Below are 13,618 nucleotides of genomic sequence, written 5' to 3' on the forward strand. Positions count from 1 at the left end.
AAGGTAATCCAATAATGTTTATTGGATTACCTCATTTTCGGATTTAGTTAGGCAAAAGCAGTCTTCAGCTCATTACTCACCCGTACCTTTCTGTATCGGTTAAAAGCAATAAACAGTATGCCCATAACCAGAATCAAAGAAATGTTTGCTATCCCCAGTAAAGTCTGGCTTTTAACAGCATATAAATTTGCAAACCCATAGCTAAATACCGAGCTAACCATATACATGGCACCACCGGTAAGTCCGCTTGCAACACCTGCATTTTTTGAAAAGCGGCTAAGGCAATAACCATAAATGATGTTGAAAATAAAACCACCGCACATATGTATACAGATCGTGAAGCCTATCAATGTATAAATATTACTACCAAAAGGAACTGTCAATATCATAAGGAACACTAAACTCACCTGTACGATAAGAGCGGTAACAACCTTTTTAGCCAGGGGCTGTTTAATAAGCGATTTGGCAATGATCCCACCAGTCATGATAGAAAAACCAGATAACAATGAACTATAGCCCGTAGTAACAGCAGAATAACCAAATACACTTTCTATAATAAAGGGGCTCGACAAACTGTAAATAACCACCATGCCAAAGCAAATGCCAATAATCGCCAAACCAAGGATAAAATCGGGTGTTTTTAGCATGCCACTATAAGTCTGTGCAATTGACCTGATCTTAAACGGATAAAAATGTTTTAAAGATTCGCCGCTGTAGATGAGTTCCAAAATTAAAAATAGAAGCGACAACACACCAAGGAAATAGAAGTTAGATTGCCAGCCAAAGACACTTTGCAAGTATCCCCCTAAAAATGGCGCCATAATGGGAGCACATGCCCAGATAATGGCAAACAAGCTGATGTAATGCTTTAATTTATCTCCCGAATAGATATCAACAAAATAGKCACGCTTTCCTACTACAATAAAGGCAATGGTGATACCCTGAATAATACGCATTGCATAAATAACATAAATATTGGGTACAATGGCAATAACAAAACTGGTCAGCGAAAACAGTGCGAGTGATACAATACCGATCCTAAAACGTCCGAAGCTATCCAATATGCTTCCAATAAAAATCTGGCTTACGCCTATACTAAACATAAATAGTACCAACGAAAGCTGAATAGCGGATGCTGAAACATGCAAGTCTTTTGCCATCGCCGGAAGTGAAGGCAAATAAATATCTGTAGCAAATCCCGACAATGGAATCAACGACAGGGCTAGCACAGTACTAAATCCCTGGTGATTTTCTTTTAAAGTTTTCATTGTTTTCTGCTATCAATTGCTTCCGTGTGCGGCTTCAGAAACAGCTTTCCACTCTTCAAAGCTGGCCAGGCGTTCCTCATAAACTTTTCTTACCGAAGGATATGCAAATGACCCTAACAATAACCTCAGTGGTGGATGAGGTGCATCTACTAATTTAATTATGGCTTCTGCAGTGGCTGCTGGTTGTCCAAAAAAACCAGGAACGGACACCGCTTTCTGAAATGCATCTTTTACCGGACCATATATCTCCATTGGTTTTGCCTGAAAAGCCGACTCGCCGGACCAGTCTGTTGCATAGCCATTAGGCTCTACCAAAGAAACGTTAATGCCAAAGGCTTTCACTTCCAAAGCAAGTGTTTCAGTTAAACCTTCTACAGCAAATTTGGAAGCATTGTAAATCCCCAATACCGGAGCTGCTATTAAACCTAAATAACTTGATACCTGAATAATGTGTCCGGCCTTCTGCGCGCGCATAATCGGTAACACCGCTTGTGTTACCCAAAGCACGCCAAAGAAATTTGTTTCCATTTGGCTCCTTGCTTCTTGTTCAGAAGTTTCCTCAACGGCTCCAAACAGTCCATACCCAGCATTATTGATCAGTACATCAATTCTTCCAAAATGTTCCTTCGCCCTATTTACGGCTTCAACGCAGGCCTGGCGATCGTTAACATCCAATTGAACAGGCAATACCTGATCCCCAAATTGATCGCTCAGGCCCTGAAGCGCTTCGATGTTCCTTCCTGTAGCTACTACCCGATCACCACGTTTTAGAAATGCCTCTGCCCAGATTTTTCCAAATCCCCTGGAGGCTCCTGTGATTAAAATTACTTTTGACATTGTTTCTTATATTAATTGTTAAAACTCAGCACACAAAATAGACCAATCGGTCTTTAATTTGACAAAAAAATTATATTAAATACGACTCAAATTCAAGTTTGATGGCCTCGTGGATAATTCGCATTTGCTCATCACTTTCTAATACCCTTCTGAACAAAATAGCACCTTCAATCATGGCAAAAACTTTTATGCTAAAGTTCTTCGGATTCACCGTGGCTGATATTTCATGATGGGCAATACCATCAGATATGATATCAAAAAATCTTTTTTGCGAGGACCGGATTGCTTTCTTTACATATTCTTTCATATTAGGATGGGTATCATCAGACTCAACGCCAAAGTTCAGAATAGGGCAACCTCCCTCGGTGTTTTGAATCTCTGTATAGGCATCCAATAAATTTAAAAATTTTTCTTTCGCGGTTCCTCCACGCAACACAGCTCTATTCAATTGATCGGCAAGCTTCTCTGTCAGGTATAAAAAGGACGCTACACATATTTCATCCTTACTTTCGAAGTTTCCATAAATACCACCTTTGGCCAGTTTTGTTGCCTCCATGATGTCACTAAGCGAAGTACCGGCCATTCCTTTTCTGTTGATAATGGAAGCCGATTTCTCGATAATAAATTTCCTTGTCCGCTCTGCCTTATTCATTACTTAAATATTAGAGGAAGCAAAAATAAACCATTCGGTCTATTTTAACAAATGTTTTCATCTTTCTATTGTAAAATTGCTCATAAAATGGGTAATCCAGTAGTCTACGGACCATGCGCCACTCCCCTTAATGATAATGATAAGCAGGATTGATAAGAGCAATATAAAATATTCAATGCCTTCCCCCTTTTTCCTGCCAGTCCAGTTCATCGCCCAGCCATCAGGGGCGTGCACCACAATGGCCGCAGCAAAGATGATAAAATTACCTAGCGCGGCTACCCTGCCAAGGCATCCAATAATCAGTCCTATACTCCCCAATGTCTGGGCAACAATGACCAGACAGGCTATTAATACAGGAACCTTCTTAGCTTTAAAATCTGCTAGCGTTCCTTTAATGCCTATTCCTCCTCCCAATGGCGGAAACCATCCAAAGAGCTTTTGCATGCCATAAGGCAAAATGATTACGCCGGCCACCACCCTAAGGATGAGGGGAACATAATCATTGCCGGTATAAAAGATGCTGTCTATCATAAGGAGAGAATAAGCTAAAGTTAGCATATTAATTAATTTTCATTCGTTTCTCAAGATCATTTCCAAATGAATTATGATCTTGACTATTCTTGCTACCTTTAGTGTAAGATTGTTAAAACTACCCCTTCCAGAAATTATGTTGTCGAGTACGCTTATAGAAAAAGAGATTAAGGATTCCTTCTCTATCCATTTTTTTGCAGATAGACAATATGAACACCCATCGGCATCTCGGCTTGCTTATAACCGGATAATTCTTGTCAGTACCGGGCTTGGCACGCTAAAAATAGATGACCATACGTTTAAAATTTCATCGTCCGAACTTTTTCTAATTTCAAAAGGGCAGGTCGTAAATTTTAAAAAAGGCAGCAAATTTACTGGTTACGAGCTCAGTTTTGGTGATTGCTTTTGGGAAAAAGCTCCTTCAAGCGCCAATAATTGTAAGGCTGTACTGTTCAACAATGCCTCTGCAAACCAAATGCTCCCACTCATAAAAGAAGACCATGAAGAACTTAGTTCGCTGTTCAAATCTTTATGGAATGAATTCGCAAGAGAAGAATATATCAATAAGTTGGATGCAATGGCTGCCTATCTAAAAATTATCATGATAAAAATAGCTAACGTAAACGCATCCCTTGCAAGTGGAATCGACAATTATGAGAATCAGCTCTACAGACAGTTTATTGAATTGATAAGTGCACATTATCAAAGCTCACATGAGGTAGCAGAATACTCGAAACTTTTAGGTATTTCTGCCCGAAAACTGGCCGATCTATCAAAACGTTGCAGTGGTAGAGGAGCCAAGGAACTCATAAATGGACAGCTTATTGCAGAAGCAAAAAGGTCTTTACAGTTCTCCTCTATGCCAATTAAAGAAATTGCACTTCAATTGAACTTTGCAACGCCGGACCAGTTCAGTCATTTTTTTAAGAAGAACGTACAGGTATCGCCCAAAGATTACCGGATGCTTTTTACAAACCTTGGTAGGTGATCATCTAACCAATTACACATTTGCAGCTTTTAACATGTGATTAACGGATTTTAACATTCCCTATGCCATAAGACGGCGGTAACTTTGGGAAAACAAAAAGACGATGTCAGTTAATAAATTAAAAACGGTTGCAGGTATAAGCATTCCCGATAGCAGCATTGCCAATCAGGCAACAGAACTTTTATTAGAACATGGAACAGAATTCATCTACAATCACTCTTTAAGGGTATTTCTTTTTTCTTCTTTAAATGGAAAAAGAAACCAGCTAAAATATGATCAGGAGTTGTTATATGTGAGCTCGGTATTCCACGATTTAGGTTTAACACAACACTACAGCAGCCCTGATCTGCGTTTCGAAGTAGACGGAGCTAACGCCGCGCGCGATTTTCTTAAAAGTCATGGCCTACCGAAAGAATCTTTGCAGTTGGTTTGGGATACTATTGCTTTACATACTACGATAGGTATTGCAGAACACAAGGAACCCGAAGTAGCGCTGATGTATTCAGGCGTCGGCTTAGATGTAATGGGAGAAGGATATGAGCACCTCAGCGAAGAGAACAGAATTGAGATCATAAGTGCCTTTCCACGTAATGATTTCAAGAAAAACATCATCCCAACTTTTTTTAGTGGGTTTGAACATAAAACAGAGACCACTTTTGGTAATATCAAAGCTGATGTTTGTGCGTATATGACCCCAAATTTCCATCGTAAAAATTTCTGCGATTGCATTTTACATTCGCCATGGAATGATTAATAAGGGTCAATAATTATTGCTTTCACAATTGTGAAAGCAATAATATAACTAGTTGATATGCACGCTAGCTATTCCTTTTTCCAATGCATGATCCTGTATGCCTGGCAATGAGGTTCCTTCTGCACGAATTACGGTGATATCTGTCATCCCCAAAAAGCCCAGAATAGTTCTCATGTAAGGTTCAACATAGTCGATTGATTTTAGTGGCCCTTCTGAGTAAATCGCTCCTGAGGACAGGGCTATATAAACTTTTTTGTTCTTGACCAATCCCTCAGGGCCATTTTCATCGTATTTGAAAGTGAGGCCGGATCTGGCAATATGATCTATCCATGCTTTTAAAGAAGAGTGAATACTGTAATTGTAAATCGGAGCACCGATCACAATCACATCCGCTTCCATGATTTCTTTAATTGCTTCATCTGAATGTTTAACGGCTGCTAAGAGCTCTGGTGTTCTATTTTCAGCCGGCGTAAAAAAGGAAGCTAAATGCGATTCTTCCAGGTGTGGAAAGTGTTTTTCAAGGAGATTGCTTTCCTGAACGGTACTGTCTGGGTAAGCTGCCTTAATCTTTTCAACAATGGCGTTTCCTAATTTAATGCTAAAAGAGGCATCGCCTCTTGGACTTGATATAACATGCAATATCTTTTTCATGAATTTATGATTTATTGTTGTCAAATCTATATACATTTGCTTACAAAAGATTAGTAGTATACAAAAGGTTAGCACTAATATTTTGTTTAGTAAACTGTAAATCAATTAATTATGCACGAAACACTGCAGCCAACTTCAAATGAATGCACAAGCAGACTGGCTTCTATCTCTGACGCACTTTATGTGATTGGAGGGAAGTGGAAGCTTAGGGTTATAGTCTCACTTCGTGAGAACAATAAGCGGTTTAACGAGATCCAGCGAAGTGTTGAGGGGATATCTGCACGGGTGTTATCAGCTGAACTTAAAGAACTGGAAATAAATGGTTTTGTAAAAAGAGTGGTTCATCCGCAAACTCCAGTGGTGGTTGAATATCAGTTGACACCATATGCTGATACTTTAAGCGGTGTATTGGAAACCCTGTCCGATTGGGGGGCAATGCACCGAAATAAATTGAGAAGCGAACGCTAGAAAAGGAAGAACTGAAAAATTCTCCCTTTTCGTACTCCTTAAGTTGTCTGTCAGATATTATATTTTGATGCTATTCTTTTGGAAGACAGTTATCGATTCGGGTCGCTTTTTTATAAATCTCTTCTGCCGAGCTCTTCATAATTTCCTGACAGGTCAATTTTCCTGCCCTATTAAATTGAATATAGTTTATTTTTCCCTCCTCTACAGTAAATTTCAACGGTTGAGATTTCTTTCCAGTGGAGATTCCACCACTGGCTACAGAGACCGTATGATCACCAACAGCAATATCGTGAATAGAAAACTGTTTGTTCTTTATTTTACAAACCAGTTTATCATCAATATATACCCTATAGTTGATTAAGGAACCCTCATATCCCGTAGATCTTATAATATAGACCTGTCCCATTTTTTCCTGAGCCATGGCTTTTTGAGAGATTGAAAAAAAGAAAATCAGATAGATTAATACTTTAATTGTTTTCATAACGCAGCATTAAGATGTTAATAGATCTTATAAAATTACAAAAAACTATAATTAAAATCGTAGTTTGCTTTATAAACGCTAAGTGATATTAAATGAAAATAATCATTACCAATATTCTATTCCTGCTTGTTCCAACCTTCATTTTCAGTAACCAGTTAGCACCCAATATTGAAAAACTCGAATGCGAACAGCTTTCAAATCCAATAGCTATTGAGCATCAACATCCTGGGCTAAGCTGGCAAATGGCATCGGAGTATCGAGCAAATAGTCAAACGGCATACCGGATAATAGTGGCAAGCAGTATCTCTTTATTACAGCAAAATAAAGGTGATTATTGGGATAGTGGCAAGATAAATTCTGTAAACTCAACCCAGGTTTTCTACAAGGGTAAGCCCTTAGCGTCCAGAAAAAAGTTGTACTGGAAAGTGATGATTTGGGATGAAAAAAATATGGCCTCTAATTGGAGCCAGACAGCTTCGTGGTCTATGGGATTATTAAAAGCCGCAGACTGGCAAGGGAAATGGATTGGCGCCTTCGAAAATCCATTTCCCGATTCGGCGATTACTTATCCCTCTCCCTTTTTTCGTAAAGAATTCACAGCCGAAAAAAAAATAAAACAAGCTATAGTTCACATCAGTGGCCTGGGGTTTTATGAATTGTTTTTAAATGGAAGGAAAGTTGGGGACCAGGTGCTGGCTCCTGCGGTTACCAATTATGATAAAAGACCACTCAAGAAATTACTTTATCCTTATGATGATCAGTCTACCCAACGTGTGCTATATAACAGTTTCGATGTTACCAATTATCTGCTTCAAAAAAACAACGCGATTGGAATACAACTTGGCAATGGATGGTACAATCAACGAGATCGAAGGGTTGAAGGCGATATGTGGTACGATGCGCCAAGGTTAATTTTTCAACTTGAAATAGAATATGCAGACGGAAGTCGCAAAATCATCGGATCCGATAAAACCTGGAAAACAGCAAACGGGCCCTTATTGAAGGATGGTATTTTTACCGGGGAAAAATACGATGCACGATTAGAATTAGGAGAATGGAATAAAATCGGTTATTCCGATGTGCAGTGGAAACCGGCAATCTTAGTGCGTTCACCTACCGGTACTTTACACCCACAGCTAGCACCTTTTGATAAAATTACCAGAACGCTGATACCTGCTTTTGAGGGTAAAACAAAAGACTCTGTTTATTCCTATCATTTAGATGAAACGATATCAGGCTGGGCAGCAATAACTGTTCAAGGAAAAGCAGGCAGTCGGATTAAAATCAGGTATATCAGCGAGGAAGGTGATGATTATGGTCAGTTCGACAGCTACGTCTTGAAAGGGAAAGGGATAGAAAACTGGGAGCCAAAATTTACATGGCATGCTTTCAGAAGAATTGAATTAATTACCCAGGATGTAAGCCTTGACAAGGAGAGTTTAAAAATAAAAGAAGTCCACACGGATGTAAAATCAAATGGAAACTTCGAATGTTCAAACCCATTTTTAAATAAGATAAATACAGCCTATATCAAAACACAAAATGCAAACTTCCATGGAAGTATCAGCAGCGATTGTCCTCATAGAGAAAGACTAGGCTATACAGGAGATGGGCAGGTGATCATAGAAAGTTCCATTCTCACCTATGATATGCGTCAGTTTTATCGCAAATGGTTCAACGATATGGACGATGCCAGAAATAAAAAAACCGGATTTGTTACGCACACAGCCCCTTTTGGCGGTGGCGGAGGTGGGCCGGCTTGGGGGTCGGCCTATGTAATTATGCCCTGGACCTATTTTTCTTATTATGGAGATACCACAGTTTTGGCCGAGCATTATACCGGCATGAAACAATGGGTGGAATACCTGCAAACCAGAACCGACAAAGACGGATTAATAACCAGAGAAGAACCTAACGGATGGTGTTTAGGAGATTGGTGTACGCCCAACAATATTCAAATTCCGGCACCTTTGGTTAACACAGCCTACTTTTATCATGTTACCAATATCATGACAAAAGTGGCAAAGACATTGGGTAAAAATGATGATTCTCAAAAATTTGAGAACCTTGCAAATGAAATAAAAACAAATTTCAATAAAGCGTACTATAACACCTCCAAACAAACCTACTGGGAAGGCAGGCAGGGTGCTGATGTATTTGCCCTAGCTTTTGACCTGGTACCAAAGGAGAACTATGAGATCGTTTTCAACTCGTTACTAGCGCATCTAAAGGAAATTAATTACCATTTTGATACAGGTATTTTAGGAACTCCCCTGCTGATAAAAGTGCTTTCACAAAATAACCGGGATGATATTGCCTACCAAATTATGAATCAAAAAGATTCCCCGGGCTTTGGTTATTTACTGGACAGCAAAAACAGCACTTTATGGGAATCGTGGAATGGCGATGGCTCCAGGTGCCACCCTATGTTTGGAAGCGTGGTGGAATGGTTTTATTCAGGTATTGCAGGGATAAAAGTTGATCCGGCAAGTGTGGGTATGAAACATTTTTTAATTCAGCCAAAACTTATAACCGATTTAAATTATTGCAAATCCTCATACAATAGTTCATTTGGGAAAATACGTTCAGAATGGAAACGAGATAATGGAAAGCTGCAGGTATTGATTGAGGTCCCTAAAAATAGTTCAGCAACTTTTGTTTTACCTGCAAATAAAACGAAGATAAAGTATGATTCCGGACAAAGCACTTTCGCAAAAGAAACCAACAATAAATATCAGATCGAATTTCAATCAGGTGTATATAGCTTTGAGATAATATAAAAACAGCTTTGTTCTTAGATTGATATTCAACTAAATTTTAATTATTTTACGATATGAAATTACTATTAACGCTCTTATGTACTGTCATTTACCTTACTGGCTTGGCTCAGGAAAAATCACAATCAGATACGACCGTATATGAATTTACGGTCGTTCAGGTAATGCCTAAATTTAAAGGTGGCATGAAAAAGTTTTATGAAGCGGTAAATGCTAACCTGGAATACCCTAAAGGCGCCAAGGAGGCTGGAATTAAAGGCCGGGTATTTTTGTCATTCATCGTTGAATTGGATGGACGTATATCTAACATCAAAGTTGATAGAAAACTTGGTCATGGCTGTGATGAAGCTGCAGTAGCGGCAGTTCAAAAAACATCGTTTACTGAACCAGCCTATTACAAGGACAAACCAGTGCGTATGTTGCTAAACATGCCTGTTGGCTTTGGTATTTAATCCAGCAGTTGAATTTTTCTATTCCACTTTATCTGGGCTTCTTTATCTGCACCATGATTGGTTTCTTCATCATATTGATGCTGCAGTTTTTCGAACTCCTGATAAAACTTCTTGTAATTGGCTTTGATCTCATTCTTATAATTTTTGGTGTAATGGCTCCCATTTAGGGCATCCTGAACCTTCTTTCCAATAAAGAACCCGATAACAATGTGCCCCTGTTCATGAGCGATTAACTGATCTAAATTCTCATTTTTTATTCTCGATTTGTCGAGGTAACTCCGGGAACTGTTAGGACTGATCGTCAGGGCGACCTTTACTTTCACATCTTTTGAACGTCGCGTACCCTCTATGTTAAAACCGTAACTGTAATCGATATAGGTCATGCTTGCAAAGGATGTATTATTGGGCACAGGACCTTTGAAAAAGCTAATGTCAATTACCGGAATGTCTTTAGAAATATTGCTTTGCGCAAAAGAATGCGCCTGCGCCAAAAGCAAAAGAATAAATACAGATCTTTTTAGCAAAGAAACAAAGGGGAAAAATAACTTGATATCCATAGGAGATTACCATTATGATGACGCTCAATAAGGCCAATAATGATGCCAGTCATCTTTCACCTTTTTCCAACCATCACTAAACACAAACCGAAAGCTGGCTACTTCTGATAAACACGTACATAATCAACTTCAAAACGGTTGGCGAATTTGGTGTTTTCAAGCCCACCTCCATTGGTACCTCCCATGGCCAGGTTCAACAGCATGTAATGAGGTTGTTTAAATGGATGTGTATTACTGCCATCTTTATTGTAAAGACTATCCATATCTACTTTAATCAGCAGCTGCTCATCTATATATAAGGCGATGTCTTTTTCTGTCCAGTCCATTCGCCAGATATGGAATTTTGAGACCCATTCGGGTCCACCCAATTCTATGATGGACTTGGAATTGCTGTGCCATTCCGCCTGATATTTTTTTGAAGTCCCAACAGCAATATTGGCCAGTAATTTCCCTCTGTAATATTCCATCATGTCTATTTCGCCATTGGAAGGCCATTCTCCGGATACACCGAGCGTCCACCATGCCGGCCAAAGCCCGGAGCTTACATCAATTTTACCCCGCATCACAAAACGACCATATTGCCAGGAATGTTTACCGGCGGTTTTTATGCTTGACGAAGTATATTCCGCATTTTCTCGGTTACTTCTCCAATCCCCGGATTCCTTTTTAAAACCTGGGTTAGGTCTGGTTTCCTTTCTTCCTTCAATAACAAGCAGCCCGTTTTCACACCAGGCATTATCCTGTTGATACCATTGGGCTTCTTCGTTGCGTACAAAGCCCTGCTCGTGCGTCCAACTTGTAGCATCAGGTTTACCATTGTTGTTAAATTCATCTGCCCAGACCAATTTATAACCTTCTTTTGTGTAAATCGATTCCGGATCCGCTTTCTGCGCGGATACATTTACCGTTCCGCCAAGGGCAAAAGCAAAAAGGATGCAAGTCATTTTATTTACCATATTCATTTCTAATACAAGTGATATGCATCCCTTAAGGTAATCATTCTGAGTTTTATTCCAACATTTTAACCCATTCTATAGAAAAATTCGTCGGCTACGATTTTACCATCTTTAACTTCATACACACAAATCTCGCTCATCGGCATTCTACCATGCTCTTTATAGGTGGCGTCTATATCCATAACTATAGAAAAATGGTTGTCCGCAACAAGCGGATCTGAGGTCGATGCACTATGAATTTCTGCTACGCTTTGTTCCCAATGCAACGTTTTATTTTTAACGGCCTCCTTGCCTTCCGTCAATTCCATCGGAGATCCTTTCGGCTCTTTACTAACTACATTGTCTGCATACAGTTCATCAATGGCCTCTGCGTGCTTGCCTTCACGGCAAAGCTGTACTAATTTGTCAGCTACTTCCTGAGTATTCATACGATTATATTTAAGTTATCTCTAAGTTATTACAAATCTGCCTTTTAATTGTTTCCCAAATGTTACGTTTGGGTTATTTTGGCAGTGATCGGAAATAAAAACCAGAATGCTGTAGATGGAGCTTTTTTATAAAGATTTGATAACAATCTATTCAGAAAAACTTTTGCTGATCGAATCCAGATAAGTTTCATTGTTGGACCGTTTGAAAACAATGTCCTTACATTGGTTGAATTGAACGAATGCTTTTAAAGCTTGAACAAACTTTTCAATAATGCGCTGCTCAAGATCCACGGATTCAAAATGGATGTTATGAACGATCAGCATTTTTTGTTTGCGGTCGGCTTTGGCATCCATCCTTGCGATAAAAGTTTCCCCTGCCAGTACAGGAAGTGAAAAATAACCGTACAGGCGTTTAGGGGCAGGCACAAAACATTCGATCTGGTAATCGAAATTAAAAAAGTCCTTTAAGCGGTGACGGAAGACATTGAGGATGTCGAAGGGCGAAAGAATGAAAACATCGTTGGAAAGTTTAACGTTAATTTCCTGATCGGGGAGCATATAGAGCGGGCCTTTCAAGCCTTCTACAATTACCATTTTTACTTTTCCTTCCTGAATAATTTTTTCCAGTTCCTTTTTAACCAGGTTGCCTTTCACACGACGGGCACGCCAGGCCATTTCCTTGGCAGAACAGATACCCAGTGCGCCTAGAGTGCGATAGATCACAAAACGAGCGTATTCCTCATCTGTAGGCATGCTGAGGTCTGTTTCCTCCGGCACTAAGTTAAAGGGTAAATCATAGGTTTTCTGAAAGGCTTTGGTCCGGCTGATCATCAATTTGCCGTTCAGGTAAAGTCTTTCCAAGGCAACCTTAGCGGGTCTCCAGTCCCACCAGCCGGAGCTTGCTGCTAAGCGGTCGTTCTCGAAATCTCCAACCATTAGCGCCCCTTCCCTTTCCACCCGGTCCAGAATCTGTGTCATTAAATTAACTTCCGGCTTAGTGAGCGGTTTTCCTTGTGTTTCAAAGGCCTTTTTTACAGGCAGGGAAAAGCGGAAATCCCCCATCGGAAGATAACCTGCATCTGAGCTGAAGTATTCATAAATTCGGCCATCCTCGCTAAGGTTGGCCAGCCATTCTGTTTGATAATCCGGTATACGTGCAGCCATCACATGATGATGGGCACGTTCCACAACATAATTTGTATCCAACTGCACAAAACCGAGATGATCAATTACGTTATAAACAGCTTCTACTCCAGTTCCGAATTGTGCTTTTCGGGCGAGCCCGGCGGCATCAAGGATGATCTTCCGTGCCTGTGACTGGGTAAGGACAATAGATTCCAKCTAAAACCTTAAAGCTGATAATCAAAATGCACCACATCCTCCTGGATCCCACCCGTCGACCGGTAAAAGTCGATAGCATGCTGGTCTGCAAGATCGGCCTGCACAAAAACAAACTTACATCCATGCCCCTTGCAAAACGACTTGAGCTCCTCTATTAGCCTCCTGCCAACACCTTTGCGCTGCCATGCTACTTCAACAGCCAAATCGTATATATAAACTTCAGGGGCAGCATAATATATGGAAGGCATCATGTAAGCTGTCATTCCACCAACTACGTTTTCATAATCGTCAAGCGCACTAAAAAAAACGATCTGCTGATTTTCCAGCAAGGTTTGCAAATAGGCAACCGATGGCATTTCAAAATTCTGCATTTCAAATACCCGCTCATATACCCCAACCAGGGCCAATAGCTGTTTGATATCTGAAGATTCTAATTTCCGATAAGTAATTTTCATAAACGTATAACGTAAATTCCCG

At 39.9% G+C, this 13,618-nt stretch carries 16 protein-coding genes; 5 read left to right on the top strand and 11 right to left on the bottom strand.

Annotation, left to right across the window (positions count from 1 at the left end; genetic code table 11):
• Window positions 1-47: 47 nt before the first annotated feature.
• The 4 genes from AC1DDK_RS03805 to AC1DDK_RS03820 form a co-directional block, all read right to left on the bottom strand.
• Window positions 48-1,268 carry an MFS transporter gene (locus tag AC1DDK_RS03805; protein WP_477633847.1) on the bottom strand — a complete coding sequence of 407 codons (1,221 nt, stop codon included), beginning with the start codon at window positions 1,266-1,268 and terminating at the stop codon, window positions 48-50.
• A 12-nt stretch (window positions 1,269-1,280) separates the two neighbouring features.
• A complete protein-coding gene (locus tag AC1DDK_RS03810; RefSeq protein ID WP_337715785.1) occupies window positions 1,281-2,105 on the bottom strand; it encodes an SDR family NAD(P)-dependent oxidoreductase in 825 nt (274 codons plus the stop codon).
• Between the two features lie 70 nt (window positions 2,106-2,175).
• The gene (locus AC1DDK_RS03815) at window positions 2,176-2,757 is read right to left on the bottom strand and encodes a TetR/AcrR family transcriptional regulator (RefSeq protein WP_172660873.1); all 582 of its coding nucleotides are present in this window, start codon (window positions 2,755-2,757) and stop codon (window positions 2,176-2,178) included.
• 57 nt (window positions 2,758-2,814) lie between these two features.
• Entirely contained in the window at window positions 2,815-3,288 is a 474-nt protein-coding gene (locus AC1DDK_RS03820) for a DoxX family protein (protein ID WP_337715787.1), read from the bottom strand.
• A gap of 73 nt (window positions 3,289-3,361) precedes the next feature.
• On the opposite strand from AC1DDK_RS03820, the gene AC1DDK_RS03825 reads away from it, so the two are divergent.
• Both AC1DDK_RS03825 and AC1DDK_RS03830 read left to right on the top strand, forming a co-directional pair.
• Window positions 3,362-4,276 carry an AraC family transcriptional regulator gene (locus AC1DDK_RS03825; RefSeq protein ID WP_337715789.1) on the top strand — a complete coding sequence of 305 codons (915 nt, stop codon included), beginning with the start codon at window positions 3,362-3,364 and terminating at the stop codon, window positions 4,274-4,276.
• A gap of 103 nt (window positions 4,277-4,379) precedes the next feature.
• Window positions 4,380-5,030: an HD domain-containing protein gene (locus AC1DDK_RS03830; protein ID WP_337715791.1), complete on the top strand. Its 651-nt coding sequence runs from the start codon at window positions 4,380-4,382 to the stop codon at window positions 5,028-5,030.
• Window positions 5,031-5,078: 48 nt separating this feature from the next.
• Here the strand turns inward: AC1DDK_RS03830 and AC1DDK_RS03835 are convergent, their stop codons facing one another.
• Window positions 5,079-5,681 carry an FMN-dependent NADH-azoreductase gene (locus tag AC1DDK_RS03835; RefSeq protein WP_172660877.1) on the bottom strand — a complete coding sequence of 201 codons (603 nt, stop codon included), beginning with the start codon at window positions 5,679-5,681 and terminating at the stop codon, window positions 5,079-5,081.
• A 111-nt stretch (window positions 5,682-5,792) separates the two neighbouring features.
• Between AC1DDK_RS03835 and AC1DDK_RS03840 the strand changes: the two genes are divergently transcribed.
• Window positions 5,793-6,149, top strand: coding sequence for a winged helix-turn-helix transcriptional regulator (locus AC1DDK_RS03840; RefSeq protein ID WP_172660878.1), 357 nt, complete (start codon window positions 5,793-5,795; stop codon window positions 6,147-6,149).
• A 70-nt stretch (window positions 6,150-6,219) separates the two neighbouring features.
• Here AC1DDK_RS03840 and AC1DDK_RS03845 read toward each other — a convergent pair whose 3' ends face one another.
• On the bottom strand, window positions 6,220-6,630 hold the full coding sequence (locus AC1DDK_RS03845; protein ID WP_172660879.1) for a DUF2846 domain-containing protein: 411 nt from the start codon (window positions 6,628-6,630) through the stop codon (window positions 6,220-6,222).
• A gap of 92 nt (window positions 6,631-6,722) precedes the next feature.
• Between AC1DDK_RS03845 and AC1DDK_RS03850 the strand changes: the two genes are divergently transcribed.
• Together AC1DDK_RS03850 and AC1DDK_RS03855 are read left to right on the top strand one after the other, a co-directional pair.
• Window positions 6,723-9,410 (top strand): family 78 glycoside hydrolase catalytic domain, encoded by a 2,688-nt coding sequence (locus AC1DDK_RS03850; protein WP_337715793.1) that lies wholly within the window; start codon window positions 6,723-6,725, stop codon window positions 9,408-9,410.
• A 53-nt stretch (window positions 9,411-9,463) separates the two neighbouring features.
• Window positions 9,464-9,859: an energy transducer TonB gene (locus AC1DDK_RS03855; protein WP_172660881.1), complete on the top strand. Its 396-nt coding sequence runs from the start codon at window positions 9,464-9,466 to the stop codon at window positions 9,857-9,859.
• On the opposite strand, the gene AC1DDK_RS03860 is transcribed toward AC1DDK_RS03855, so the two are convergent.
• From AC1DDK_RS03860 to AC1DDK_RS03880, 5 genes are all read right to left on the bottom strand, one after another.
• Window positions 9,856-10,416 (bottom strand): DUF922 domain-containing protein, encoded by a 561-nt coding sequence (locus AC1DDK_RS03860; protein ID WP_337715795.1) that lies wholly within the window; start codon window positions 10,414-10,416, stop codon window positions 9,856-9,858. The genes AC1DDK_RS03855 and AC1DDK_RS03860 overlap by 4 nt on opposite strands.
• Window positions 10,417-10,514: 98 nt before the next feature.
• Window positions 10,515-11,360: a glycoside hydrolase family 16 protein gene (locus AC1DDK_RS03865; protein ID WP_477611792.1), complete on the bottom strand. Its 846-nt coding sequence runs from the start codon at window positions 11,358-11,360 to the stop codon at window positions 10,515-10,517.
• 77 nt (window positions 11,361-11,437) lie between these two features.
• Window positions 11,438-11,800, bottom strand: coding sequence for a nuclear transport factor 2 family protein (locus AC1DDK_RS03870; protein ID WP_172660884.1), 363 nt, complete (start codon window positions 11,798-11,800; stop codon window positions 11,438-11,440).
• Window positions 11,801-11,947: 147 nt separating this feature from the next.
• Window positions 11,948-13,141 (bottom strand): winged helix-turn-helix domain-containing protein, encoded by a 1,194-nt coding sequence (locus AC1DDK_RS03875; RefSeq protein ID WP_337715797.1) that lies wholly within the window; start codon window positions 13,139-13,141, stop codon window positions 11,948-11,950.
• Between the two features lie 8 nt (window positions 13,142-13,149).
• Window positions 13,150-13,596 (bottom strand): GNAT family N-acetyltransferase, encoded by a 447-nt coding sequence (locus tag AC1DDK_RS03880; protein WP_337715799.1) that lies wholly within the window; start codon window positions 13,594-13,596, stop codon window positions 13,150-13,152.
• Between the last annotated feature and the right edge of the window lie 22 nt (window positions 13,597-13,618).

Source organism: Pedobacter sp. 05T44, assembly GCF_056395985.1.

Coding starts and splice junctions, on each gene's coding strand:
- AC1DDK_RS03860 (WP_337715795.1), bottom strand. CDS start 10,416: ATGGATATCAAGTTATTTTTCCCCTTTGTTTCTTTGCTAAAAAGATCT.
- AC1DDK_RS03820 (WP_337715787.1), bottom strand. CDS start 3,288: ATGATAGACAGCATCTTTTATACCGGCAATGATTATGTTCCCCTCATC.
- AC1DDK_RS03835 (WP_172660877.1), bottom strand. CDS start 5,681: ATGAAAAAGATATTGCATGTTATATCAAGTCCAAGAGGCGATGCCTCT.
- AC1DDK_RS03850 (WP_337715793.1), top strand. CDS start 6,723: ATGAAAATAATCATTACCAATATTCTATTCCTGCTTGTTCCAACCTTC.
- AC1DDK_RS03815 (WP_172660873.1), bottom strand. CDS start 2,757: ATGAATAAGGCAGAGCGGACAAGGAAATTTATTATCGAGAAATCGGCT.
- AC1DDK_RS03865 (WP_477611792.1), bottom strand. CDS start 11,360: ATGACTTGCATCCTTTTTGCTTTTGCCCTTGGCGGAACGGTAAATGTA.
- AC1DDK_RS03880 (WP_337715799.1), bottom strand. CDS start 13,596: ATGAAAATTACTTATCGGAAATTAGAATCTTCAGATATCAAACAGCTA.
- AC1DDK_RS03840 (WP_172660878.1), top strand. CDS start 5,793: ATGCACGAAACACTGCAGCCAACTTCAAATGAATGCACAAGCAGACTG.
- AC1DDK_RS03810 (WP_337715785.1), bottom strand. CDS start 2,105: ATGTCAAAAGTAATTTTAATCACAGGAGCCTCCAGGGGATTTGGAAAA.
- AC1DDK_RS03855 (WP_172660881.1), top strand. CDS start 9,464: ATGAAATTACTATTAACGCTCTTATGTACTGTCATTTACCTTACTGGC.
- AC1DDK_RS03825 (WP_337715789.1), top strand. CDS start 3,362: ATGATCTTGACTATTCTTGCTACCTTTAGTGTAAGATTGTTAAAACTA.
- AC1DDK_RS03870 (WP_172660884.1), bottom strand. CDS start 11,800: ATGAATACTCAGGAAGTAGCTGACAAATTAGTACAGCTTTGCCGTGAA.
- AC1DDK_RS03845 (WP_172660879.1), bottom strand. CDS start 6,630: ATGAAAACAATTAAAGTATTAATCTATCTGATTTTCTTTTTTTCAATC.
- AC1DDK_RS03830 (WP_337715791.1), top strand. CDS start 4,380: ATGTCAGTTAATAAATTAAAAACGGTTGCAGGTATAAGCATTCCCGAT.